Annotated in this window: 20 protein-coding genes and 3 pseudogenes; 5 read left to right on the top strand and 18 right to left on the bottom strand. The window is 72.1% G+C overall.

Annotated features, from left to right (window positions below):
• Positions 1-45 precede the first annotated feature (45 nt).
• From MMR14E_RS06965 to MMR14E_RS06910, 13 genes and pseudogenes are all read right to left on the bottom strand, one after another.
• Positions 46-1,431, bottom strand: a complete 1,386-nt coding sequence (locus MMR14E_RS06965) for a dihydrolipoyl dehydrogenase (RefSeq protein ID WP_331313574.1) — start codon at positions 1,429-1,431, stop codon at positions 46-48.
• Positions 1,432-1,565: 134 nt separating this feature from the next.
• Positions 1,566-2,582 carry a tRNA pseudouridine(55) synthase TruB gene (truB, locus tag MMR14E_RS06960; RefSeq protein WP_419539315.1) on the bottom strand — a complete coding sequence of 339 codons (1,017 nt, stop codon included), beginning with the start codon at positions 2,580-2,582 and terminating at the stop codon, positions 1,566-1,568.
• 66 nt (positions 2,583-2,648) lie between these two features.
• Positions 2,649-3,077, bottom strand: a complete 429-nt coding sequence (gene rbfA / locus MMR14E_RS06955) for a 30S ribosome-binding factor RbfA (RefSeq protein ID WP_331313438.1) — start codon at positions 3,075-3,077, stop codon at positions 2,649-2,651.
• Between the two features lie 103 nt (positions 3,078-3,180).
• Positions 3,181-5,242, bottom strand: a pseudogene (infB, locus tag MMR14E_RS06950) (translation initiation factor IF-2); the annotation flags it as partial.
• Positions 5,243-5,265: 23 nt separating this feature from the next.
• Positions 5,266-5,625: pseudogene (locus MMR14E_RS29165) on the bottom strand (chromate transporter); the annotation flags it as partial.
• Positions 5,626-5,723: 98 nt separating this feature from the next.
• Positions 5,724-6,896 carry a M20 aminoacylase family protein gene (locus MMR14E_RS06945; RefSeq protein WP_331313436.1) on the bottom strand — a complete coding sequence of 391 codons (1,173 nt, stop codon included), beginning with the start codon at positions 6,894-6,896 and terminating at the stop codon, positions 5,724-5,726.
• A 65-nt stretch (positions 6,897-6,961) separates the two neighbouring features.
• Positions 6,962-7,420: a Cu(I)-responsive transcriptional regulator gene (gene cueR, locus MMR14E_RS06940; protein ID WP_331313435.1), complete on the bottom strand. Its 459-nt coding sequence runs from the start codon at positions 7,418-7,420 to the stop codon at positions 6,962-6,964.
• Positions 7,417-7,983: pseudogene (locus tag MMR14E_RS06935) on the bottom strand (HAD-IC family P-type ATPase); the annotation flags it as partial. The gene cueR and the pseudogene MMR14E_RS06935, both read right to left, overlap by 4 nt.
• Complete coding sequence (locus MMR14E_RS06930) at positions 7,977-8,240, bottom strand: translation initiation factor IF-2 associated domain-containing protein (protein WP_331313434.1); 264 nt, start codon at positions 8,238-8,240, stop codon at positions 7,977-7,979. The gene MMR14E_RS06930 and the pseudogene MMR14E_RS06935, both read right to left, overlap by 7 nt.
• Positions 8,241-8,316: 76 nt before the next feature.
• A complete protein-coding gene (locus tag MMR14E_RS06925) occupies positions 8,317-9,039 on the bottom strand; it encodes an RNA-binding protein (protein ID WP_331313433.1) in 723 nt (240 codons plus the stop codon).
• Positions 9,040-9,064: 25 nt separating this feature from the next.
• Positions 9,065-10,702, bottom strand: coding sequence for a transcription termination factor NusA (nusA, locus tag MMR14E_RS06920; RefSeq protein WP_331313432.1), 1,638 nt, complete (start codon positions 10,700-10,702; stop codon positions 9,065-9,067).
• A gap of 64 nt (positions 10,703-10,766) precedes the next feature.
• The gene (gene rimP / locus MMR14E_RS06915) at positions 10,767-11,534 is read right to left on the bottom strand and encodes a ribosome maturation factor RimP (RefSeq protein ID WP_331313431.1); all 768 of its coding nucleotides are present in this window, start codon (positions 11,532-11,534) and stop codon (positions 10,767-10,769) included.
• Positions 11,535-11,831: 297 nt separating this feature from the next.
• Positions 11,832-12,842 (bottom strand): aldo/keto reductase, encoded by a 1,011-nt coding sequence (locus MMR14E_RS06910; protein WP_331313430.1) that lies wholly within the window; start codon positions 12,840-12,842, stop codon positions 11,832-11,834.
• A gap of 207 nt (positions 12,843-13,049) precedes the next feature.
• Here MMR14E_RS06910 and MMR14E_RS06905 point away from each other — a divergent pair, with 207 nt between their 5' ends.
• The 3 genes from MMR14E_RS06905 (at position 13,050) to ssb (ending at position 16,223) form a co-directional block, all read left to right on the top strand.
• Positions 13,050-14,027, top strand: coding sequence for a protein-methionine-sulfoxide reductase heme-binding subunit MsrQ (locus MMR14E_RS06905; protein WP_331313429.1), 978 nt, complete (start codon positions 13,050-13,052; stop codon positions 14,025-14,027).
• Between the two features lie 441 nt (positions 14,028-14,468).
• Positions 14,469-15,488: an NADP-dependent oxidoreductase gene (locus tag MMR14E_RS06900; RefSeq protein WP_331313428.1), complete on the top strand. Its 1,020-nt coding sequence runs from the start codon at positions 14,469-14,471 to the stop codon at positions 15,486-15,488.
• 168 nt (positions 15,489-15,656) lie between these two features.
• A complete protein-coding gene (gene ssb, locus MMR14E_RS06895) occupies positions 15,657-16,223 on the top strand; it encodes a single-stranded DNA-binding protein (protein ID WP_331304587.1) in 567 nt (188 codons plus the stop codon).
• 927 nt (positions 16,224-17,150) lie between these two features.
• Here the strand turns inward: ssb and MMR14E_RS06890 are convergent.
• Together MMR14E_RS06890 and MMR14E_RS06885 are read right to left on the bottom strand one after the other, a co-directional pair.
• Positions 17,151-17,933 (bottom strand): SDR family oxidoreductase, encoded by a 783-nt coding sequence (locus MMR14E_RS06890; protein ID WP_331313427.1) that lies wholly within the window; start codon positions 17,931-17,933, stop codon positions 17,151-17,153.
• A 210-nt stretch (positions 17,934-18,143) separates the two neighbouring features.
• Entirely contained in the window at positions 18,144-18,398 is a 255-nt protein-coding gene (locus tag MMR14E_RS06885; protein WP_331313426.1) for a hypothetical protein, read from the bottom strand.
• A gap of 117 nt (positions 18,399-18,515) precedes the next feature.
• Between MMR14E_RS06885 and MMR14E_RS06880 the strand changes: the two genes are divergently transcribed.
• Positions 18,516-20,846 (top strand): FdhF/YdeP family oxidoreductase, encoded by a 2,331-nt coding sequence (locus tag MMR14E_RS06880; protein ID WP_331313425.1) that lies wholly within the window; start codon positions 18,516-18,518, stop codon positions 20,844-20,846.
• A 75-nt stretch (positions 20,847-20,921) separates the two neighbouring features.
• Here the strand turns inward: MMR14E_RS06880 and MMR14E_RS06875 are convergent, their stop codons facing one another.
• Both MMR14E_RS06875 and xth read right to left on the bottom strand, forming a co-directional pair.
• On the bottom strand, positions 20,922-21,800 hold the full coding sequence (locus MMR14E_RS06875; RefSeq protein WP_331313424.1) for an SDR family oxidoreductase: 879 nt from the start codon (positions 21,798-21,800) through the stop codon (positions 20,922-20,924).
• Positions 21,801-22,064: 264 nt separating this feature from the next.
• Positions 22,065-22,874 carry an exodeoxyribonuclease III gene (xth, locus tag MMR14E_RS06870; protein WP_331313423.1) on the bottom strand — a complete coding sequence of 270 codons (810 nt, stop codon included), beginning with the start codon at positions 22,872-22,874 and terminating at the stop codon, positions 22,065-22,067.
• Between the two features lie 158 nt (positions 22,875-23,032).
• On the opposite strand from xth, the gene MMR14E_RS06865 reads away from it, so the two are divergent.
• Entirely contained in the window at positions 23,033-23,767 is a 735-nt protein-coding gene (locus MMR14E_RS06865) for a lysophospholipid acyltransferase family protein (protein WP_331313422.1), read from the top strand.
• Between the two features lie 12 nt (positions 23,768-23,779).
• On the opposite strand, the gene MMR14E_RS06860 is transcribed toward MMR14E_RS06865, so the two are convergent.
• Entirely contained in the window at positions 23,780-24,688 is a 909-nt protein-coding gene (locus MMR14E_RS06860) for a LolA family protein (protein WP_331313421.1), read from the bottom strand.
• Positions 24,689-24,921 lie beyond the last annotated feature (233 nt).

The following is a 24,921-nucleotide window of genomic DNA, read 5'->3' as shown; positions in this document are numbered from 1 at the left end:
GGAATGGCCGAGCGCAATGCTTGTGATGTCGGCAAGAACAACGGCTCAGCTTCTCTGTATGATCTTAGACATAATACTGATAAGTCCTTCTTCAACCGTAGGATGATATACCGGTCGGTCATGCACGGCCTGGGCCGTCTGCTGGTCCGCAACGGCGTAGGTCAGCAGGTGCGCGAGGTGCTCGACGGCCGGCCCGAGCATCTCACCCCCGAGCAGCCGTCCGGACCGGTCGGCCCAGATCCGCATGCCGCCGCGGTTCAGGCCCTCGACGCGGGCGCGCCCCTGGTCCGAGAAATCGAGGGCCCCGACGATCCGTCGATCGTCCTCCGGCTCGTAGGGCGCTCCGATCACCGCCGCCTGGGGATGGGTGAAGACCATCGCGAGGCGCGTCCACGGCTCCGGCGTCGCGACCGGGCGGCCCGCGGCCAGGGCGGCCGCGTTGGCCCCCGCGATGCCGCCCTGACGGCTCGCCTCGTGCAGAACCGGCCGCCAGCCGTCGGCGTCGCCCGCGATCAGGATCGGTGCCCCCGCGCAGACGAGGCTGCGCCGGTCGAAATCCGGCAGGCCCTCCGGCTCGAGGAACAGACCGGTCGCTTCGAGGCACAGGGCCCCCAGATTGGGGGAACGGCCGGTGGCGGCCAGCACCCGCGCCGCCCGCGTGACCTGTTCGCGGCCGTGGCGATCGGTCCAGTGAAGGCGGACGCCGTCGCCGTCCGGAACGGCCTCCCGAAGCTCGGCGCCGAGGTGGAGATCCAGCTCCGCGCCGAAGATCGCGGCGGCCTGCCGGGCGAGACCGGGCTCGGTCAGGCCCGCGACGGTGTCGCCCGCGTCGATCACCGTGACGGCGACGCCGAGACGCGCCATCGCCTGCGCGATCTCGATCCCGACGGCACCGGCCCCCAGGACGGCCAGCGAAGCCGGGAGGTCGGGGATCTCGAAGAGGGTGTCGGTGGTGAGGACGTCCGCGCCGAGGCCGCGCAGGGGCTCCGTGAGGATCGGGCTCGAGCCCGTGGCGATGACCGCGGCCCGGAAGCGGATCCGGGTCGCGCCGTCGATCAGCAGGGAGCGGTCGCTCTCGAACCGCGCCGTGCCGCCGAGGCGCTCGTCGCCGGGCAGAGCGTCGAGGCCGTCGAGCACGCTGCCGACGAACCGGTCGCGCTCCGCGCGGAGGCGCCGCAGCACGGCGGGCCCGTCCACCGCGACCTTGGGAACCCGGATGCCGAACAGGTCGGTGCTGCGCGCCGCGTGCGCGGCCGCGGCCGCGGCGATCAGGAGCTTCGAGGGCATGCAGCCGACCCGCGCGCAGGTCGTCCCGCCGGGCCCGCGCTCGATCAGCACCGACCGCGCCCCCGCCGCGGCGGCGGCGCGGTGGGCCGCGATCCCGGCGGTCCCGGCACCGATCACCGCCACGTCGTAGTCGAGTTCGCGCATCAGCATCCCGGACCGTTCGCCGGGGCCAAAGCGTCACGGCTCAGGTTCGTTCCGCCTGCGCGCTCACGTCTCAGCCAAGCCTGGACCGGCCGGAGCCCCGCGCGCGCCTGGCCCGGCCGCGCGGAGCCGGAAGGTCAGGCGCTGCGGCCGGGGGCCGTGCCGCCGAGGTGGAACACCCGGTGCGGGATCAGCTCGCCGCGCTCGACGTCGCCCACGGCGACCAGGATGCCGGCGCAGGTCGCGAAGGCCTTGCCCTCCACCGGGGCGTCGCGGCCCCGCAGGATGACCGGCTGTCCCCGCATCAGGCGCAGGCCCAGATCGCGCGACACGGCGACCTCCGGGATGGCGTCGAGGGCCGTCTCCACCGGGCGCAGATAGGCGAGGGCCGCCTCGGGGCTGCCGTCGGTCAGGGCCGAGACGGCGCAGGCCGCGGACTCCGAGAAGGGTCCGACCCGGGTGCGGCGCAGGGCGGCCACGTGGCCGTAGCACCCGAGCATCCGGCCGAGATCGCGGGCCAGCGCCCGCACGTAGGTGCCCTTGCCGCACTCCGCCTCGATCACGGTGCGCTCGCCGTCGTGCTCGACGACCGCGAGGCGGTCGATCTGCACGGGCCGGGCGACCAGCTCCACGGTCTCGCCCTCGCGGGCGAGGTCGTAGGCGCGCTCGCCCTGGATCTTGATGGCCGAGTAGCGCGGCGGCACCTGCTCGATCGCCCCCACGAAGGCCGGCAGCGCCGCCTCGACCGCCGCCCGGTCCGGCCGGGCATCGCTCGTCGCGACCGGACGCCCCTCGGCATCGTCGGTGTCGGTCTCGACGCCCCATTGGACGGTGAACCGGTAGGCCTTGCGGCCGTCCATCACGAACGGGACGGTCTTGGTGGCCTCGCCGAGAGCGATCGGCAGGATGCCGGAGGCCAGCGGGTCGAGGGTGCCGGCATGGCCGGCCTTCTTGGCATTGAACGCGCGCTTCACCACCGCGACCGCGTGGGTCGAGGTCATGCCGACATGCTTGTCGAGGATCACCCAGCCCGAGACGTCCCGGCGCTTCGGCCGGTCGGGCCGCGGCCCGCGCTGCGGGCGGCGGCCTTCCGACCCGTGGCGCTCAGCGCTCGGCGGGGGAGCCTGGCGCTCGGCCGGCGGAAAATCTTCCATGGAAACCGTCATGTCCGCGTGTCCCCCGGGGTCGATGCCCCGTCCCTTTCTGCTTGGTATCGGGACTCAATGCCCCGTCCCGGTCTCCGGTTCGTCGTCCTCGGGCGCGGACTCGAGGTCGCGCTGGACCCGCTCGTCCCGCAGCAGCCTGTCGATGCGCGCCGCCTCGTCGAAGGTCTCGTCCCGCCGGAACCGCAGCTCCGGCGCGAATTTCAGATTCACCCGCCGGGCCACCGCCTGACGCAGCACCTTCCGGTGACGCTCCAGCGCGGCGATCACCGGGGCCTCGTCGAGGCCGCCGAGCGGCATCACGTAGGCGGTGGCGAGCTTCAGGTCCGGCGACATCCGCACCTCCGGCACCGTCACGACATGCGTGCCGAGCACCGGATCCTGGATGTCGCCCCGCTGGAGCACCTCGGCCAGCGCGTGCCGCACGAGTTCGGCCACGCGCTGCTGGCGCTGCGAGGGGCCGGTGGAGGTCGGTTTCTGAGCCATTCTGTCTCGGGCCGGCCCGCCGGAGCGGACGGCGCACGTCCTGAAAAAGAAAAGACGGCCGCGGCAGGTGCCGCGGCCGCCCTGTCCGGATGAGTCCGGAGCGTCAGAGGGTGCGGCGGATCTCCTCGACCCGGTAGCACTCGATCACGTCGCCCGCGCGCATGTTCTCGAAGTTCTCGAAGGCCATGCCGCACTCCTGCCCGGAGGTGACTTCCTTCGCGTCGTCCTTGAAGCGCTTGAGCGTCTTGAGCTTGCCCTCGTGGATCACGACGCTGTCGCGGATGAGGCGGACATGCGCGCCGCGCTCCACGATGCCGTCGGTGACGCGGCAACCCGCGACCTTGCCGACCTTCGAGACCTCGAAGACCTCCTGGATCGTCGCCTCGCCCAGGCGCTCCTCGCGGAGCGTCGGCGGCAGCATCCCCGACAGCGTGGCTTTGATGTCGTCCACGAGGTCGTAGATGATGTTGTAGTAGCGGATCTCGATGCCCGCCCGCTCGGCGGCCTCGCGGGCCTCCTTGTGGGCGCGCACGTTGAAGCCGATGACGACGGCCTTCGACGCCTGCGCCAGGGTGATGTCCGACTCGGTGATGCCGCCGACGCCGGCCAGGAGGATGCGGGCCGCGACCTCGTCGTTGCCGAGCTTCTCCAGGGCGCCCGAGATCGCCTCGACCGAGCCCTGCACGTCGCCCTTGATGACGACCGGCAGCTCCTTGCGGCCGGCGCCTTCCTTGAGGTCGCGCATCATGTCGACCAGCGAGCGGTTGGCACCGCCGGTCCGCGCGTTCTGGCGCTCGCGCTTCTGACGGGCGCGGTACTCGGTGACCTCGCGGGCGCGGGCCTCGTTCGGCACCACGATCACGCGGTCACCGGCATCCGGCGTGCCGTTGAAGCCCAGAACCTCGACCGGAACCGAGGGGCCGGCGTACTGCACGTTCTCGCCGAGATCGTCGATCAGGGCGCGCACGCGGCCCCACTCGGCGCCCGCGACGACGATGTCGCCGGTGAACAGGGTGCCGCGCTGGACCAGGACCGTGGCCACGGGGCCGCGGCCGCGGTCGAGCTGGGCCTCGATGACCGTACCCTCGCCGTCGCGCTTCTCGTTCGCGCGCAGGTTCATGATCTCGGCCTGGATCTGAATGCCCTCCAGGAGCTGCGGCAGGCCGGCGCCGGTCTTGGCCGAGACCTCGAACTCGAGGGTCTCACCGCCCATCGACTCGACCTGGATGTCGTGCTGCAGCAGCTCCGTGCGGACCCGCTCCGGCTTGGCGTCCGGCTTGTCGATCTTGTTGACCGCGATGATCATCGGGACGCCGGCCGCCTTGGCGTGCTGGATGGCCTCGATGGTCTGGGGCATGACGCCGTCGTCGGCCGCCACCACGATCACCACGATGTCGGTGACCTTGGCGCCGCGGGCACGCATCGACGTGAACGCCGCGTGGCCGGGCGTGTCGATGAAGGTGATCATGTCACCGGAGGGCGCCGCGACCTGATAGGCGCCGATATGCTGGGTGATGCCGCCGGCCTCGCCCTCGACCACGTTCTCCTTGCGGATCGCGTCGAGCAGCGACGTCTTGCCGTGGTCGACGTGGCCCATGATGGTGACCACCGGCGGACGGGGATCGAGATCCTCCTCCAGATCCGGCTCGTCGGAGGAGAGACCCTCCTCGACGTCGGACTCGGCGACGCGGCGCACCGTGTGGCCGAGTTCCTCGGCGATGAGCTGGGCGGTGTCCGAGTCGATCACGTCGGTGATCTTGTGGATCTGACCCTGCTTCATGAGCAGGCGGATCACGTCCACGGCCCGCTCCGACATGCGGTTGGCGAGTTCCTGGATGGTGATCGTCTCGGGGATCGTCACCTCGCGGGACAGCTTCTCCTTCTGCTCCACGTGGCCGCGGCCGCTCATGCGCTGCTGACGGCGGCGGAACGAGGCGACCGAGCGCGTGCGCTCGTCCTCGCCCGAGGTCGCGTTGGCGATGGTCAGCCGGCCGCGGTTGCGGTCGCCGCCCGGGGATTTCGGGGTCTTCGGCGGCGCGATGATCTTGAGCGGCATGCCGGGACGGCGGATCACCCGCTTGGTCTCGGACTCGTCCTCGTTGGTCTGGGCGCCGCGACCGGCGGGGCGCGCCAGGCCGGCGGCGATCACCACCAGCGGGAACGGCACCGCGAGGGCGAAGATCGCCACGAAGGCGGCGAGCGCCACGAGCCGGTCCGCCCGGTCGCGGAGGGCGCGGCCGCCGAGCCGCCAGAGGGCGTGCAGCACGACGGTGAGCACGGCCGCCTTGAGGCCGAAGAACAGCCCGGCGACCGCGTCGACATGGCCGTAGAGCACGTAGAGCCAGCTCAGGGCCATCAGGGCGAGGAGCCCCGGCAGCACGAACAGCCCCCCGGCGACGAGGCCGCCCACCGACCCGTGCATCAGCCAGCCGATATAGGTGGCGAGTTGCTGCGCCTCCGGCCCCGGCAGCAGGGTGCAGAACCCGAGACCGTGCAGGAAGCGCCGCTCGGAGATCCAGCGCCGCTCCTCCACCAGGATGCGGTGCATCACGGCGATCTGCCCGGCCGGCCCGCCGAAGGAGAGCGCCGCCACCCGCAGCCAGACCGGGACGGCCTCGGCCAGCGACGGGGCGGCAGGCGGCGCGCTCAGGCGGTCCGCGGCAGCCCGGTCTCGATCAGGCGCGCCCACAGGGAAGCCCCGTACGGCGCGGCCGCGTCGTTGAAGTCGTAGTGCGGGTGGTGGAGCGAGGCACTGTCGCCGTTGCCAATGAACATGTACGCGCCGGGGCGGCGGCCGAGCATGTAGGAGAAGTCCTCGGCGGTCATCATCGGCGCCACCCCCCGGTCGACGTTCTCCCCACCGACCAGCGCCTCGGCGACGCCGGCCATGAAGTTGGTCTCGGCCGGATGGTTCTCGGTCACCGGGTAGCTCGCCCCGTACGCGACCCGGCCCCGCGCGCCGAAGCCGCCGGCGATCTCGGCCACCAGGGACTCGATCCGCGCCTTGATCTGGCCGCGCACGGCCTGCGACAGGGTGCGCATCGTGCCCCGCATGGTGACGGTCTGCGGCAGGACGTTGAAGGCCTCGCCGGCCTCCAGCGCGCAGACCGAGACCACGGCCGACTGCACCGGGTCGAGGTTGCGCGACACGATGCTCTGCAGGGCGATGATCACGTGGCTCGCCACGAGCACGCTGTCGACGGCGTTCTGCGGCAGGGCCGCGTGCCCGCCTCGCCCCTCGATCGTGACCGTGAAGCGGTCGGTCGAGGCCATGATCGGCCCCGGCCGGATCGCGAAGGTGCCGACCGCCATCCCGGGGATGTTGTGCATCCCGTAGACCGACTCGATCCCGAACCGCTCCATCAGGCCGTCGTCGACCATGGCCTCGCCGCCGCCGCCGCCCTCCTCGGCGGGCTGGAAGATCAGCACGGCCGCCCCGTCGAAATCCCGGGTCTCGGCGAGGTACTTGGCGGCGCCGAGCAGCATGGCGGTGTGCCCGTCGTGGCCGCAGGCGTGCATCTTGCCCGGCACGGTCGAGCGGTAGGGCAGGTCGCGCACCTCCTGGATCGGCAGGGCGTCCATGTCGGCGCGCAGGCCGATGGCGCGGTTCGAGCTGCGTCCCCGGCCGCGGATGACGCCCACCACCCCGGTGCGGCCGATACCGGTGACGACCTCGTCGCAGCCGAAGGACCGCAGCGTCTCGGCGACGAAGCCGGCGGTGCGGTCGACGTCGTAGAGCAGCTCGGGATGAGCGTGCAGCTCGTGCCGCCACGCCGTCATCGTGTCGGCGAAGGCGCGGATCCGTTCGAGGACGGGCATCGGGTCGGGGCTCTCGTGGCCTTTGCGGGTGGGCCGGACCAGCAAAGCCGGGGCCAGAGCCGCCGTCAACGGCCACGCTTGGCGAGCGCGCGGATCGCCCGCTGCGGCGTCGGCCCGTGATCCGGCGCCGCGAGATCATCGAGGATCGGACATTCTGGACGCGCGTCGCCGCAGCAGGCCTCCGCCAGATGCTCCAGCGTCCGGGCCATGCCCTCCATCTCGGCGATGCGGCGGCGCAGATCGGCGATCTGCTCCTGCGCGATCGCCTTCACCCCGGCGCTCGGCCGGGCGCGGTCGCGCCACAGCGCCAGGAGATCCGCGATCGCGTCCACGCTGAAGCCGAGGTCGCGGGCGCGGCGGATGAAGCGGAGCGTGTGCAGGTCCGCCTCGCCGTAGTGGCGGTAGCCGGCCTCGGACCGGGCGGCCGGCGGCAGCAGGCCTGTCGCCTCGTACCAGCGGATCATCTTGGCCGAGACGCCCGTCCGGCGCGCCGCCTCGCCGATCGTCAGGATCGCCCCGGTCATGCCGGCCTCGTCGCGGCGCGGGCGGGTGCCTCGGCGACCGCAGGCCTCCCGCCGGCCCGCCGCAGCCGCAGGGCGTTGCCGAGGACGAACACGCTCGAGAACGCCATGGCGCCGGCGGCCAGGACCGGCGACAGGGCCGGGCCGCCGAAAGGCACCAGCACGCCGGCCGCCACCGGGATCAGCGCGGCGTTGTAGGCGAAGGCCCAGAACAGGTTCTGGCGGATATTGGCCATGACCGCCCGCGACAGCGCCAGGGCCTCGACCAGGGCCTCGAGATCGCCCGACATCAGCACCACGTCGGCACTCTCGACGGCGATGTCGGTGCCGGTGCCGATCGCCAGCCCGACATCGGCCTCGGCCAGGGCCGGCGCGTCGTTGATGCCGTCGCCCACGAAGGCCACCGGCCCGTGCTGTGCCCGGAACCGCTGGACCGCCTCGACCTTCCCGCCGGGCAGCACGCCGGCGGCCACGGCGTCGATGCCGAGGCTGCGCGCCACGCCGGCGGCGGTGACGGGATCGTCGCCCGTGACCATCGCCACCGCGAGGCCGCGCGCCTTCAGGGCCGCCTGCCCCCGCTCCGCGGGGGCGGCGCCGTCGGCGCGGGGGCTGCCGGACGCGGAGCGGGGGCAGGCTCACGGGCAGGGGCGGCCGGCGCCGCACCGATGACGCGGCGCTTCACCGTCTCGACCACGACCTGCTTGGAGCGGCCATGGGAGAAGCTCTGACGCACGGTGCCCGCCTCGATCGGCCGCTTGAGGCCGAGCGGCTTCGGGGAAGTCCGGTTCAGAGTCTTGTCGCCCGGGTTGTTCGTATCGCTCATTCAGCCTGAACCCTGAGGGTTTCCATCGTCCCGTGAACCGACACCCGGTGGCGCCGGTCAAAATAGTCCTGCGTCGTCAACGTGAGGCTTCGTCGATCCCGCCGATTCGGGCTGGATCGGGCTCCCCGGTCGCCGCGGCGGCGCCCTCGAAGGAGCGTAGCCGACGCCAACGCGACAGGCAGCCGGCGGCTCCGGCTCCTGCGACGAGCGCAGCGTGTATCACATGATCCCGACCTAAGGCCATGTCCAATTCGTCCTCGGACAGGTCATCGATGATCGGGATCCTTGACATGGCGTCACCGTGGCGCCTGTGCAAGGCCGACGCGATCTTGCGCCGGCCGTCCGGGCTCGCCTCGGCGGCGTGGATCACCGCGATCGCGCCGGGCTGGCCGCCGATCGCGGCTTCCACCTTGGAGAAGCCCGCGACCACGCAGCCCGCCTTGTTGGCCATGGCGATGGCCTGCCGGAGATCGTCCCGCAGTCCGGCGGCGATCCGGTCCGGCAGGTCGGGGGCGGCCGGCGTCGGCCCCTTGAACGCCCGCGAGAACAGGTTCTTCCGCACGGCGGTCGCGACCGCCTCGCGCCGGGCGCTGATCCAGGCGCCGCGGCCCGGAAGCTTGGCGCGCAGGTCGGGCACGACGCTGCCGTCCGGCCCGCGCACGAACCGGATCATCGCGTCCGGCGCCTGGGCGACGCGCGTCACGATGCAGGTCCGCTCGGGCAAGCGGCGGCCGGGGCCGGCATCGAGCCCCCCGGCATCCAGCCCGTCCTCGGGCGAAGTCGTGTCGACCGCGACCATCGCGCCTCCGCGTCCGGCTCTCGGCTCAGGCCCCGGCCTGCGCGGGGGCGGTCTCTTCGCCCTCGGCCGCCTCGGCGCCCTCCTCGGCCCCTTCCTCGGCTTCCGGCTCCGGCAGGGCCTCGATCCAGCCCGCCTTGAGGCGGGCGGCCATGATCAGGGCCTCGGCCTCGGCGCGGGACAGGTCGAACCCGTCGAGGTAGCCGGCGTGGCGGACGGCCTCGGGGCCGCGGCCCTCCGTGTAGCCGACGAGGTCGTCGGTGGCGCAGCCCGCCAGATCCTCGACGCTCTTCACGTCGTTCTCGCCCAGCGCCACCATCATGGGCGTGGTGATGCCGTCGATCTCGCGCAGCTCATCGGACACGCCGAGCTCGGTGCGGCGCGCGTCGTGCGCCTGCTCGATCCGGGCGAGGTGATCCTGGGCGCGGGCCTGGATCTCGGTGCCGGTCTCCTCGTCAAGGCCCTGGATGCCGGACAGCTCATTGAGATCGACGTAGGCGATCTCCTCGACGTTGCGGAAACCCTCGGCCGCCAGCAGCTGGCCGACGGTCTCGTCGACGTCGAGCGCCTCCATGAACACCTGGGTCCGCTCGGCGAACTCCTTCTGGCGGCGCTCCGACTCCTCGGCCTCGGTGAGGATGTCGATGTCCCAGCCGGTGAGCTGCGAGGCGAGGCGCACGTTCTGGCCGCGGCGGCCGATCGCCAGGGACAGCTGGTCGTCCGGAACGACCACCTCGATGCGGTCGGCCTCCTCGTCGAGCACCACCTTCACCACCTCGGCGGGCTGGAGCGCGTTGACGATGAAGGTCGCCTCGTCCTCCGACCACGGGATGATGTCGATCTTCTCGCCCTGCAGCTCGCCGACGACGGCCTGCACGCGCGAGCCGCGCATGCCCACGCAGGCGCCGACCGGGTCGATGCTGCCGTCGCGGGAGATCACCGCGATCTTGGCGCGGGAGCCCGGATCGCGGGCCACCGCCTTCACCTCGACGATGCCGTCGTAGATCTCCGGCACTTCCTGGCCGAACAGCTTGGCCATGAACTGCGGGTGCGAGCGCGACAGGAAGATCTGCGGGCCGCGGACCTCCGAGCGCACGTCGAACAGGTAGGAGCGGATGCGGTCGCCCGGGCGGAAGGTCTCGCGCGGGATCATCTCGTCCCGGCGCACGATGCCCTCGCCGCGGCCGAGGTCGACGATCACGTTGCCGTACTCGACGCGCTTGACGATGCCGTTGAGGATCTCGCCGATGCGGTCCTTGTACTCGTCGAACTGGCGGGCGCGCTCGGCGTCGCGCACCTTCTGGACGATGACCTGCTTGGCCGACTGGGCGGCCACGCGGCCGAAATCGAAGGGCGGCAGGGTGTCGGAGATGACGTCGCCGACCAGCGCGCCCGGGTTGTAGCGGCGGGCCTGGTCGAGGGTGATCTCGCGGGCGTCGTTCTCCACCTGGTCGACGACCAGGAGGTGGCGCGAGAGGCGGAGCGCCCCGGTCTTCGGGTCGATCTCGGCGTGAACGTCGGTCTCGGCGCCGTAGCGGGAGCGGGCAGCCTTGGCGATCGCCTCCTCCATCGCGTCGATCACGATGGAGCGGTCGATCACCTTCTCGCGGGCGACCGCGTCGGCGATCTGGAGGAGTTCGAGCCTGTTGGCGCTGACGACGGCCATCGGTGTCAGTCCTTCTCTTCCGTCAAATCTTCGGCCCGGCCGCCGGGCGGCCGGCGCGGGGGTCTCAGTGCAGGGAGTCGCGGTCCTTGAGCCGCGACGCCTTGGTCACGATGGGCTTCTTCGGGCCGGTCCGGGCCTGCTTCTGGGGCTTGCCGGCGGGGCTGGCCTTGCGGGGACCCTTCGGCTGGAAGGGTGCGCGCGCCGGCGGCGGCGCGCTCTCCGCGGCAGCCTCCTCGTCGTCGGCCTCCTCGTCATCCTCGTCCGCGGCGGCCGGTCCGCCGCGGCGGAGCGACTCGCGGATCAGCGCGTCGGTGAGGACGAGATGGGCCTCCGCGAGGTCCTTCAGCGGCAGGTCGATGCGGCTCGGCAGCCCTTCCTTCACGTCGGGCAGGTCGATCGGGACGGTCGTTCCCGTCGGGTCCGGCGCGCCCAGGATGCCGCGGAAGCGCTTGCGCCCGTCCAGCGGCGGGCTCAGCTCGACCTTGGCCTCGTAGCCCACCCAGCGGGCGAAGTCGGAGACCCGCACCAGCGGCCGGTCGATCCCCGGAGAGGAGACCTCCAGGTTGTAGGCGCCGCCCACCGGGTCGTCGACGTCGAGGATGGGCGAGATCGCGCGGCTCACCGCCTCGCAATCGTCGATCGTGAAGGTGCCGTCCGGCCGCTCCGCCATGATCTGCACGGTGCAGCCGTTGACGTTGGACATCCGCACCCGGACCAGCCGGAAGCCGAGGCCCGCGAGCGGTCCCTCGATCGCCTGCGCGACGCGCGCGGCGATTCCGGCCTCGCGGACGAGGCGCTTCTCGGACAGATCCGCTTCAATCTCGGACGACATGGGTGTTCAGCGCGCAACCTTCGCGGGGTTCTGCCTGGCCGCCCGCGGCGCGGGGCCTCGTGCGGCGAGAGGGCGTGCGGCGAAAAAAAAGAGCGGACCCGGTGGGGCCCACTCCCGAACCGCAGCCTCTCGACTGCCATCAGAACTGTTGAGAGCTAGATAGCGGCCCTCGGCCCGGAGCGCAAGGCGGATCCGCCGCGCCGCGCAACCCCGCCCGTCCCGACCTCCGCCTCATCCTTCGACGCCCGCTTCGCGGTCATCTCAGGATGAGGGGATCGGTTGAAGATCGGCCGCGTTTCAGCCGCTGCGCGGCACCCGCCCCTCCAGCGGATAGGCCGGATCGTTGTAGCCCGGCGTGGTCGGGTGGCCGGCGGCGACGAACCCGTCGACCAGCGCCTCGTCCTCCGGGGTGAAGGCGTAGTCGAGGGCGCCGAGATATTCCTGCCACTGCGCCTCCGTCCGCGGCCCGGCGATCACGCCCGTGACGAGGCGGTTGTTCAGCACCCAGGCGGTGGCGAACTGACCGGCCGTGATGCCGCGGGCCTCGGCGTGCTCCTTCAGCGTCCGGGCGATGCGCAGGGATTCCGGGCGCCACTCGGTCTGCATCATCCGGGCGTCCTGGCGGCCGGCGCGCGACTCGGCCGGCGGCGGCGCGTCGGGATCGTACTTGCCGGTGAGCACGCCGCGGGCGAGCGGCGAGTACGGCACGACGCCGAGCCCGAAATGCGCGCAGGCCGGCAGGTGCTCGGTCTCGGGCATGCGGTTGAAGGCGTTGTAGTAGGGCTGGCTCACCACCGGCCGGTCGATCCCGGCCTCGTCGCAGAGCCGGCAGATCTCGGCGACCCGCCACGAGCGGTGATTCGAGACGCCGAAATGGCGGATCTTGCCCGCCCGCACGAGGTCGGCGATCGCCCGCACCGTCTCGGCGAGCGGCGTGTCGTGGTCCTCCTTGTGGAGGTAGTAGATGTCGATGAAATCGGTGCCGAGGCGGCGCAGGCTGTCCTCGGCGGCCTTCATCACGTGGACGCGCGAGAGGCCGCGGTCGTTGACGCCCGGCCCGGTCGGGTTGGCGACCTTGGTGGCCAGGACCCAGGCGTCGCGCTCGGCCTTGATGGCCCGGCCCGTGATCTCCTCCGAGCGGCCCTCCGTGTAGACGTTGGCCGTGTCGATGAAGTTGATGCCGGCCTCCCGGGCGCTGGCGACGACGCGGCCGGCCGTGGCCTCGTCGGTGGGGCCGCCGAACATCATCGTGCCGAGACAGATCGGCGAGACCTTGAGGCCGGAGCGGCCGAGCGTGCGATACTGCATGGGATCCATCCAACGTCCGTCGTCCCGCTATCTCGCCGCGGGAACGGCGCGGTCAACCACAACACAGGTCAACGCCGCCCTGTAACCGGCGCGCGGCCGCGGCGAACCGACCCGTGACGGCACCGATGGCCCGGGCAGCCGTTCCCGCCGGTGGCCCGTTCCACCGGCGCGGCGCCGTCGTAAACCGCGAAGCTTCCGTTCGGACCCATGATCGATCGCTTGGCCGCTCCCCTCGGCATCCCCCTCCCCTGGCTCGACCGGGCCGGCCGCCTCTCCTGGCTGAAGCTCGCGGTGTTCGCGGGCTGCGTCGCGCCCGCGCTCTACCTCGCGGCCGCGTACCGGCTCGACGCCCTCGGGGCGAAGCCGATCACCGCGCTGATCCACGCTACCGGCGAGTGGGCGGTGCGCTTCCTGCTCTTCTCGCTGGCGATCTCGCCGCTGCGCCGCCTCGCGGACTGGCCGAAGGTCCTCGTGGTGCGGCGCATGCTCGGCGTGACCGTGATGGCCTACGCGGTGGCCCACCTCACCCTCTACGCCGTCGACCAGAACCTGATCCTCACCAAGGTGATCTCGGAGATCGCGCTCCGGCTCTACCTGACGATCGGCTTCGTGGCCCTGATCGGCCTGATCGCCTTGGGGCTGACCTCCACGGACGCGGCGATCCGCAACCTCGGCCCGAACTGGAACCGCCTGCACCGCCTCACCTACACGATCGCCGTGGCGGCCCTGGTCCACTACTTCCTGCAGTCGAAGATCGACGTCACCGACCCGGTCTTCTCGGCCGGCCTGTTCCTGCTGCTGATGGGCTGGCGGGTGATGCGGCGTTTCCAGTGGCCGGAGCGGCCCTGGTCGCTCCTCCTCCTGGCGATCGCCGCGGGGCTCGCGACCGCCGGGCTGGAGGCCGCGTGGTACGGCCTCGCCAGCGGTGTGCCGGCCAACCTCGTCCTCGCCGCCAACCTGGACTTCTCCGGCCCGATCCGGCCGGCCTGGTGGGTGCTGGCCGTCGGCCTGTCGCTCCCGCTGGTGGCGCTCGTGCGCGGCCCGAAGGCCCCGATACCGGGCAGGCGACCGGCCCAGGCGGCCCGCCGGGAGCCTATCCGAGAGCCCGTCCGAGAGCCCGTCCGAGAGCCCGTCCGAGAGCCCGTCCGAGAGCCCGTCCGAGAGCCCTTGTCGCCGTCGGCCTGATGCCGCAGAACCCGCTCCCGGTCCTCCGCCGCCGGCGGTCCCGGGCCAAGCGGAGCTTTCGAGACGCCATGCGCGGCACGCCTCTCCTGATCGCGGGCTTGCTCGCGCCGACCCTCGCCTTCGCGACGCCCGCGAAGCCGGCCGCCAAGGCGGCGCCCGCCGCGCCGCCCCCNGCTGCGCGCGGAGCTGCGCGTCCCCGGGCTCGGGCGCCGACAGGACCAGCACCCGCGCCCGGTCGCGGTAACCGTCGAGGGGACCGGCCAGCGCGGCCCCCGCCGCCAGGGCTGCCAGCCCGAATCCCAGTGCCGTCTCCCGCATGCCGCCGCTCCGCGCTCTCGTGTCGGGACAACGCGCGACTCGGCCGCGCGATCGCGCCGGTGCCTTTGCCTCCCGGGCCCGGCGCCCCAGATCGGGGCGGAAGCCCGCTTCCCGGAGTCCGCCATGACCACCGCCATGAACCGCCGAATCGTCCTGGCCTCGCGCCCGCACGGCGAGCCGCGGCCCGAGAATTTCCGCCTGGAGGAGGTGCCGGTGCCGCAGCCCGGACCCGGCCAGGTCCTCCTGCGCACCCGCTGGCTGTCGCTGGACCCCTACATGCGCGGCCGGATGAGCGACGCGAAATCCTACGCGGCGCCCGTCGAGATCGGCGCGCCGATCACCGCCGAGACGGTGGGCGAGGTCATCGCCTCCAACCACCCGGATCACGCCGTGGGCGACCTGCTGACGGCCTTCGCGGGCTGGCAGGACTACTTCGTCACCGACGCCAAGGGCTCGCGCAAGGTCGACCCCGATGCCGCCCCGCCCTCGACGGCGCTGGGCGTGCTCGGGATGCCGGGCATGACCGCCTATACCGGCCTCCTCAACATCGGCCGGCCGAAATTCGGCGAGACCGTCGTGGTGGCGGCCGCCGCCGGCCCCGTGGGGTCCCTGGTCGGCCAGATCGCCAAGATCCACGGCGCCCGCGCCGTCGGGATCGCCGGCGGCCCCGAGAAGTGCCGCTACCTCACCGAGGAGCTCGGCTTCGATGCCGCCATCGATCACCGCGGGTCCGACCTGCCGGGCGCGCTGGCGGCCGCCTGCCCGAAGGGCATCGACGTGTATTTCGAGAATGTCGGCGGCGCGGTCTTCGCCGCCGTGCTGCCGCTGCTCAACCCGTTCGCGCGGATCCCGGTCTGCGGCCTCGTCTCCGCCTACAACGCCACCGAGGTGCCCCCCGGCCCGGACCGCCTGCCCGGCCTGATGCGCGCGGTCCTGACCAACCGGCTGCACATCCAGGGCTTCATCGTCTGGGATTTCGCCGAACAGGCCGACACGTTCCGCAAGGAGGTCGCCGGGTGGATCCAGGACGGGCGCGTCCGCTACCGCGAGGACGTGGTCGAGGGGCTGGAGAATGCCCCGGAGGCGTTCATCGGCCTGTTGAAAGGTCGGAATTTCGGCAAGCTCGTCGTCCGCGTCGCCTGAGAGCGGCTTGCTGCCGAAACGGAACGGATATAGAACAAATCGATCCGTCGGCGCTGCGGAAAGCGGGCACAAGCCCGCCTCGCCGGTTGCCGCTCCGGAGGCCCGGGCGCATGGTTCGCGCGCCGCCGGGCTGGTGCCCTGTGAGATCCGTACGACTAGGAGAGAGCGATGGCGGGCAGCGTCAACAAGGTGATTCTGGTGGGCAATCTCGGGCGCGATCCCGAGATGCGCCGTCTCGGTTCGGGCGACCCGGTCTGCAACCTGCGACTCGCGACGTCGGAGTCGTGGAAGGACAAGGCGACCGGCGAGCGCAAGGAGAAGACCGAGTGGCACTCGGTCGTGATCTACAACGACAACCTCGCCCGGGTGGCCGAGCAGTACCTGCGCAAGGGCTCGAAGGTCTACATCGAGGGCCAGCTCCAGACCCGGAAGTGGACCGACAATTCCGGCGTCGAGAAGTACACGACCGAGGTGGTCCTCCAGCGCTTCCGCGGCGAGATGACGATCCTCGACGGGCGCGGCGGCGGCGGCGACTTCGCCGGCGAGGACGAGGGTGGCGGCCAGATCAGCCGCGGCGGCGACTTCGGCGGTGGCCGGGGCGGTGATCGCGGCGGCGATTTCGGCGGCGGCCGCGCCCAGGGCGGCGAGCGGCGTCCGGCCCCGGCTTCCTCGGGTGGCGGCGGTGGCGGTGGCAGCCGCGGCGGCTACGACCTCGACGACGATATCCCGTTCTAGGACCGCCTGCGAGCCGGAGGCCCTGCACCGTCACCCGAGTCGGCCTGCCCGACCCGGGTGACGCGGACATCCGGGCCAAGAAGGCGGCCGAGGAGGCCGGCCTCACCGGCCCCCGCAGGCCGACCCTCGGCGCCAGTGCGGGCACCCGCGCGCGCGCGAAGAGGTCGGCGCCGACCGTTTCGCCCGCAGCCCGAACCAGCGTGGCCTCGTCGCAGGTGCGCGCGACCTTCAGGCCGAGCGCCTCGAGCCGCGCGTGCTCGGCGCAGTAGGCGGCGATCCGGGCGCGCCCGTAGGCCGGCATCGGCGCGAGCAGCCGGTCGCGCTCCGCATCGTCGGCGCGGAACAGGGCCGAGATCAGCTCGATCGGAACCGGGTACCGCGCGAGGGCGCTGGGGTGGGGTCGGTTGCCGTCGCGCGCCATGGATGCCTCTCCGCTTCGCTGTGCGGTGGAAGGTTCGGCAACCATAGTTAATGATCAGTTGTGATCCCGGCCGGAACAAGGGTCCCGGGCCGAGCGGCTTTCCGGAATGCCCGGCGCGTCGAGCGTCCGTTGTGTCAGCGACGGGGTGGGCTCACCCAGGCGCCGCCGGACGCGCGATCCGATCGTGGCGTCACGAACGGGGGCTCCGCGTCCGCCCAGCGGACGGCAGGGTCCGCGGCCGGCGCGATCGAGCCCGTCGTCTCCGGGTCCGCCCACGCGGGGGCGTTCGCGGCGACCGGCGCGGGTGACGCGGACGGATCCGGCAGGTTCCGCTCGTAGCCCGCGACGACCGCCGCGAGGGCGATCGCCATGAGGAGGAACGCTAGACCGTCGACGATCATGGAGCCGAGTCTCGGCATGGTGCCCGCGCCTGTTGACCAAGTGTCCGGGCTACGGCGGCAGGGTTAACGAACCCTGTCCGGACCTGGCGGATCGGGCCGTCGCCCTCAGATGTTGCGCGCGCCGCGCAGTGTCTTGAGGCCGATGCCCGTCGACTCGAAACCGCCGTCGACGGCGAGCTGCTGACCGGTGATGTAGGAGGCGCGCTCCGAGCAGAGGAACACGATCGCCTCCGCGAGCTCCGTCTCCAGTCCGTACCGGCCGAGGGGGACGGCGTCGTGGTAATCGGCCCGGATCTCAGGGCTGTGCACCGCCTTGGCCATCGCGGTGTCCACCGGGCCGGGGGCGACGGCGTTCACGCGGATCCCGTACTGCGCCAGCTCGGCGGCCTGCTGCTTGGTGAGCTGGGCGAGGCCCGCCTTGCTGGTGCCGTAGGCCGTCCGGAGCGTCGAGGCGCGCAGGCCCGAGATCGACGTGATGTTCACGATCGCCCCGCCGCGCTCGGACAGGAGCGGGACGGCCGCCTGCGTGCACAGGAACGGGCCGGACAGGTTGACCGCGAGCACCCGCGACCAGTCGGCGAAGGTGGTCTCGGTCAGCGGCTTGAAGATCGCGATGCCGGCATTGTTGACCAGGGCGTCGAGGCGGCCGAACCGGTCGGCGACCTGCCGGATCGCCGCCGCCACCGCTTCGGGGTCGGAGACGTCGGCCGTCACCGCGAGCGTGGCCTCCGGGTGCCCGAGCCGCTGGGCCGCCGCCGCCGCGCCCGGGCCGTCGATGTCGAGAAGGGCGACGTTCCAGCCGTCGGCGAGGAAGCGGGTCGCGGTGGCGAGGCCTATGCCGCGGGCGGCCCCCGTCACCAGCGCGGTCCGGGCCTGGGCGTCGCTCATGGTCGTCTCCGTCGGGATCGGCGGCGCCCGGATGGCGCGGGGCGGCGTTCGGGTCCGCAGCGGCGCCAGCGCCGCCTGCCGGATCCCGAGGCCTTGGGGCCGTGCCGCCGATGAGAACCGATCCGCGGTCAAGCTCTGATCGATCGCGCGCGCGCCGTCGAGGGTCTGCCCGAACATCCGCCCGGCGATGACCGGCGTCCCGGTCCCCGCTCACACCCGGTCGAACCGGTCCTCATCCGCGCGCCGATGGGTGAACAGGCGGACCAGACCGAGGCCGATCAGACCGGTCGCGCCCGCCAGGATCAGGGCGGGCCGGACGCCCGTGCGCGCCGCCGCGCGGTCCAGCGCCACCTCCAGACTTCCCGCGATATTGGTGGCCAGCGGCACGACTTGCGTGTCGAGGAACAGTTTCGGACCTGACGGACCCGAAGGCTTTCTCAAGAGATAGTCTCGACCGACCGCCATATTAATCTCCGTTAGGATCAGGACAATCTCGCGAACAAAGCACCACGCCCGCGGTTTCAACGGAGAACGTCGCGATATGGCCGCCGTTTCCCGGCGGCACGGTCCGGAGATCGCCCCTTGGACAAGCCCGAATTCAAGCCGTACCGCCTCCCCGCCGGCGGGTGGGGCTCCGCCCTGTCGGTGGGCAACATCCTGCGGCGCGAGGGCGTGCTGGCGAGCGGACCGATCGCACTCAGCCGGCACAACAAGGTCGACGGCTACCAGTGCAACAGCTGCGCCTGGGTGAAGCCCGCGAGCCCGCTGCCCTTCGAGTTCTGCGAGAACGGCGCGAAGGCCGTGGCCTGGGAACTCACCGCCCACCGCTGCACGCCGGACTTCTTCGCGACCCACACGGTCACGGAACTGCTGAACTGGGACGATTACCGCCTGGAGCAGACCGGCCGCCTCACCCACGCGATGCGCTACGACCCGGCCACCGACAAGTACGTCCCGGTCTCCTGGGGCCACGCCGTCGAGGAGATCGCCCGCGAGCTCAGGGCTGTCCCGGACCGGCAGAAGGGCACCGTGTTCTACAGCTCGGGCCGCCTGTCGAACGAGGCGAGCTACCTCTACCAGCTCTTCGCCCGGCTCTACGGGAACAACAACCTGCCGGACTCGTCCAACATGTGCCACGAGACGACCTCGGTGGCGCTGCCGGCCAGCATCGGCCAGGCGGTCGGCTCAGTGTCGCTCGACGACTTCGCCCATTCCGACTGCATCATGTTCTTCGGCCAGAATCCCGGCAGCAACGCGCCGCGGATGCTGCACCCGCTGCAGGAGGCGAGCCGGCGCGGCGTCCCGATCATCACCTACAACCCGCTGCGCGAGCGCGGCCTGGAGCGGTTCCTGAACCCGCAATCCCCCACCGAGATGCTCACCGGCAAGGCGACGCGGATCAGCTCGCAGTACCACCAGGTGAAGGCGGGAGGCGATCTCGCCGGCATCGCGGGCATCTGCAAGGCGGTCCTCGCCCTGCACGACGCGGCCCGGGCCCGGGGTGGGGACGCCGTCCTCGACGAGGCCTTCATCCGCGACAACACCCACGGCTTCGACGCCTTCGCCACCTGGCTGCGTGCCCAGGACTGGGACGAGCTGGAGCGCCGCTCCGGCCTGCACCGGGCCGACATGGAATCCACCGCCCACGTCTACAGCCACGCCAAGGCGACCATCGGCGTCTACGGCATGGGACTGACCCAGCACCGCGCCGGGGTCGAGACCGTCCAGATGCTGGTGAACCTGCTGCTGATGCGCGGCAATATCGGTCGCTCCGGCGCCGGGATCTGCCCGATCCGGGGTCACTCCAACGTGCAGGGGCAGCGCACGATGGGGATCACCGAGAAGCCCGAGCTGTTCGACCTCGACCGGCTGGGCCAGCAGTTCAACTTCGCGCCGCCGCGCGAGCCGGGCTACAACACCGTCGAGGCCTGCGAGGCGATCCTGCGGGACGAGGTCAGCGCCTTCGTCATGCTCGGCGGCAACTTCGCCCGCGCCATCCCCGACCACGGCCAGATGGAGCCGGCGTGGCGCCGGATCCCCCTGACCGTCAACGTCATCACCAAGCTGAACCGGACCGCCCTGCTGCCGGGCGCGATCAGCTACATCCTCCCGGTCACCGGCCGCCTGGAGATCGTCGAGACCTCCAAGGGCCAGCAGGTGCTCTCCATGGAGGACACGTCGGCCTGCGTGCACGGCAATCGCGGCCTGCGCCGGCCGGCTTCGCCGCACCTGATCAGCGAGGTCCGCCTGATCTGCGAGCTGGCGCAGCGCGTCCTCGACCCGAACCCGCGGGTGCGCTGGGCGGCCTACAGCGAGGATTTCGCCGAGATCCGCCGCGCGATCGCCGAGACGCTGCCGGACTCGTTCTGGGACTACGAGCGGCGCATGTGGGAGCCCGGCGGCTTCCAGCGCGACCTGCCGGCGAACCGGCGCGCGTGGCGCACGGAATCGGGGCGGGCCAACTTCGTCACCCCGACCGGGCTCGACGAGGACGCCGACATGCCCGATGTCGGCCACGACGCCCTGCGGCTGATGACGCTGCGCAGCAACGACCAGTTCAACACCACGGTCTACGGCTACTCCGACCGCTTCCGGGGCATCAAGAACACCCGGAAGGTGGTGCTGATGAACCGCTCGGACATCGACCGGCGGGGCCTCAAGATCGGCCAGCCGGTCACGCTGCGGACGGTCGCCGATGACGGCGTCGACCGCAAGCTCTCGGGCCTGCTGGTCGTGGCCTACGACATCCCGATCGGCTGCATCGGCGGCTACTACCCCGAGTGCAACGTCCTGATGCCGATCTGGCACTACGCGATCGGCAGCAAGACGCCCGCCGCCAAGGCGATCCCCGTCACGGTGCACCCCGACAGCGACGCGGTCCTCGCGCCGGAGCTGGAATACGACACCGGCTGAGACGCCTGGGCGGGGCGGATGGCCCCGCCGCCATCCGCGCGAGCGCGGCCGCCGGACGCGGCGACGGCTGCGGGATCAGAGCATCGGGATGCCGCCGGTGACCGGCACCAGCGCCCCGGACATGTAGCTGCCCTCGCGGGAGGCGAGCAGCACGTAGGCCGGGGCCAGCTCCGCGGGCTGGCCGGCGCGGCCGAGCGGGGTCTGCGCGCCGAGCTGCGCGATCTGATCCGGGCTCTTCACGATCGGCTGGATCGGCGTCCAGACCGGACCGGGCGCGACGCAGTTCACCCGGATCCCCTTCGGCGCCAGCAGGTTCGACAGGCCGATGGTCAGGCTCGCGATCGCGCCCTTGGTCGCGGCGTAGATCAGCATGCCGGGATCGGCGACCTTGGCCTGCACGCTGGTGCTGTTCACGATCGCCCCGCCCGGCTTCATGTGCGGCACCGCGGCCTGGGCGAGGTAGTACATGGCGAAGACGTTGGCGCGGAACGAGCCCTCGATGTCGGGCGCTGCCAGGTCGTCGAGGCCCTCGTTCACTACCTGGGCCGCGGCGTTGTTCACGAGGATGTCGAGGCGCCCGAAGGCGCCGACGGTGCGCGCCACGAGATCCCGGCACCGGGCCTCGTCGCGGATGTCGCCGGGGAGCAGCAGGCAGCGGCGGCCGGCCTTCTCCACCCAGGCCCGCGTGTCCTCGGCATCCTCCTGCTCGGCCTCGAGGTAGGAGATCGCCACGTCGGCGCCCTCGCGGGCGTAGGCGATCGCCACCGCGCGGCCGATGCCGGAATCGCCGCCCGTGATCAGCGCCGCCTGGCCGGTGAGCAGGCCCTTGCCGACGTAGCTCTCCTCGCCGTGGTCGGGACGCGGCGTCATCCGCGTCGTGAGGCCCGGGCGGGGCTGCTGCTGGTCGCCGGGGAAGGGCGGACGGGGGCCGGCCTCGCGCGGGTCCTGGGTCATCGTGTGCGGCTCCTCGGCGGGGGGATCCGCCGGAACTAGGGCCGCTGCCGCGGTCGCCGCCTGCGCCCGGGGGTCACAGGCGGCGACCGGGACCGTCTCAGAACGCCCGGTTGCGCGTGGCGTGCGGGCCGCCGTAGCGGCGGCGCAGGTAGGACACGACCTTGGGGAGGAGGAAGGCGATCAGGATCTTGCGCATCGGGGCTCGCTCGCGTCACGGGTTCGTGAGCGGGCAATGCTCGGACCGCGCCGCAGTTCCGCGCCCGGTCACAGCTCCAGCGTGAGGGTCACCGGGGCGTGGTCCGAGGGGCGGTCCCAGCCCCTGGCCTCGCGCAAGACCTCGACCTTGCGGACGGTCCCGGCGAGGTCCGGCGACACCCAGGCGTGGTCGAGCCGCCGCCCCTTGTTGGCGGCCGACCAGTCGGGGGAGCGGTAGCTCCACCACGTGTAGATCTTCTCCGGCTCCGGGGTCAGGTGGCGCGCCGCGTCGATCCAGCCGGCCTCCCCGCGCAGCACCTCCAGCGCCTCGGTCTCCACCGGCGTGTGGCTGACCACGTCGAGGAGCTGCTTGTGCGACCAGACGTCGTGCTCCAGCGGCGCGACGTTGAGGTCGCCCACGAGGATCGCAGGTCCGGAGACGCGCTTGCCGCCCCAGGCGCGCAGTTCCGACAGGAAGTCGAGCTTGTGGGCGAATTTCGGGTTGAGGTCGCGGTCCGGCACGTCGCCGCCGGCCGGGACGTAGAAGTCGTGCAGCACGATGCCCGAGGCCGCCCCGGCCTCCGGCCCCAGCACCGCCGAGATGTGGCGGGCGTCCTGGCGCTCGCAGAAGCCCATTACGGCGCGGGTGTGCAGGGGGAAGCGGGAGAGGATCGCGACGCCGTTGTAGCCCTTCTGGCCCGCGAACATCACGTGCTCGTAGCCCGAGCCGCGCAGGGCCTTCAGCGGGAAGGCGTCGTCGGGGCACTTGGTCTCCTGGAGGCAGAGCACGTCCGGTCCGTACTCGGCGAGGAAGCGCAGCACGAGGTCGATGCGCAGGCGCACCGAGTTGATGTTCCAGGTGGTGACGGTGAGTTGCACGGGCGGCGCTGGGGTTCTGACGGCGTTGCGCTCCGATAGCCGATTTCGCGGCCCGCGACAGTCCGCTCACCGCCCGTCGGGCGAAAGGCCGTGCGCGCCCGGCCGGCAGGCGCTATGTCCGGCCCTGCCCTGTCCCGGGCCCCTCGTCGAGGCCCGCCATGGCACACGCCCGCTCGCTCCTGTTCGCCGTCTACTGGGCCGCCTGGACCACGCTGTTCCTCGCGCCGCTGGCGATCTTCCTCCTGTCCGGCTCGCCGCAGCGGCCGATCCGGCGGGCGACGCGGCTCTGGGCGCGCGGGATCCTGGGCGGGCTGCGGCGCATCGTCGGGCTGCGCTACGTCGAGGAGGGCCGCCAGCACCTGCCGGACGAGCCCTGCCTGATCGTCGCCAATCACCAGTCGACCTGGGAGACGCTCGCCTTCCTGGTCCTGGTGCCGGACGTGGCGATCGTCGCGAAGCGGGAGCTGCTAGCGATCCCGGTGGTCGGCTGGTTCCTCCGCCGCTCACCGATGATCGTCATCGACCGGGCCAAGGGCACCCAGGCTCTGCGCACCATGATCGACGGCGGCCGGGAGGCGGTCGCGGCGGGCCGATCGGTCCTGATCTTCCCCGAGGGCACCCGCGGCGCGATCGGCGAGCCGCTGCGCTTCAAGCGCGGCGTCGAGCTGCTCTACGGCCGGCTCGGCCTGCCGGTGGTGCCGGTGGCGCTCAATTCCGGCCTGTTCTGGCCCGGGGGCGCGGCGACCCGGTCCGGCACGGTGGTGGTGAGCTACCTCGCGGCCCTGGCCCCCGGCCTGCCGACCGCAGAGTTCCTGCACGGGACGGAGGGCGCGATCGATCGGGAGCTGGACCGGTGGCGGCCGGGCGCCGCGGCGGGGCTCGGCGCCCCGTGAGGGGCGACCCCGTCACTTCTGCGATTGCTGGATCTGCTGCTGCATCGCCTTGTCCTCGGAACGCCCGTAATTGATGAAGAACAGGCTGCCGTCGACGCTCCTGCCCTTCTGCAGGTTCGAGAGCGTCACCGTGGTGACGTAGCCCTGCGGGTCGGTGATCCGCCACTGCGACAGGGTCTTCATCTCGGCGTCGAAGAACAGCTGGATCTTCGAGGTGCCGCCCAGGGTGGCGCGATCCTCCAGGCTGATGCGGACGCTGCCGGGATCGCTCGCGACGTCGGTGACGGTGAGATCGCGGGCGAGATCGATCTTCTCGCGCAGGAGGAATTTCAGCGGCGTCTGGGCGATGAAGTAGAGGTCCTGGGTGTTGAGCTTGCGGTCGCGCACCGCCACCGAGGTGCCGTCGGCCACCACCTCCAGCGGCGAGGGCTGGTCGTAGTCGAAGCGCAGGCGGCCCGGCTTGGCGAGCGTCAGCTTGCCGCCGATCCGGCGGCCGTCGGCGCCGATCTGCACGAAATTGGCCGTGAGGGTGTTGATGCCGTTGAAGTAGGCATTGGCCTGCGCCAGCAGCGCGGCGGGATCGGTCGAGTCGGCGGTCACGATCGCCGTCGGCGCGCCCACCGCCGCGACCTTCGGCTCGGGCGCCTTGTGGTCGGCCTTGTCGGCGGCCCTGTCGCCCCCCTTGCCGGACTTGGCGGTGCCGGGCTTCGCCTCCTTGCTCGCCTCCTTGGCCTTGGGCGCGGGCTTCCTGGCCGGCGCCGGCGCCGCCGGGGCGGCTTCCGGCTGCGGGGCGGGCTCCTCCTTGTGGCCGAACAGGCTGTCGATGAAGGCGCCGACCTGCGCGTGGGCCGGGTTGGCGGTCGCGAGCCACAGCCCGGCGGCGATCACGGAGCCGGCTGTGCGGATGCGGCGGCCGATCATCGGCAGAGTCTCCTGAGGAGCCGCGGGCAAGCTCCGGCGGCGAAACAGATGTGGGCGGGCCGCTGCGGACGCCTGACCGTCCCCTCGTCTCTGCGAGCGGAGCGAGGCAATCCAGGGGCGCCACGATACCGGAGGACGCGCTACCCTGGGTTGCCTTGCTCCGCTCGCAGAGACGGGGCGGGTTTCGCAGCGCCCTTTTAGAACTCCGCCCTGTGGCGAAGATGCGACGTCCG

This window comes from Methylobacterium mesophilicum (genome assembly GCF_036441335.1).
Classification (GTDB): Bacteria; Pseudomonadota; Alphaproteobacteria; order Rhizobiales; family Beijerinckiaceae; genus Methylobacterium; species Methylobacterium mesophilicum_B.
Note: the sequence above shows the minus strand (reverse complement) of the source record. Positions and strands in the feature narration are given on the sequence as shown.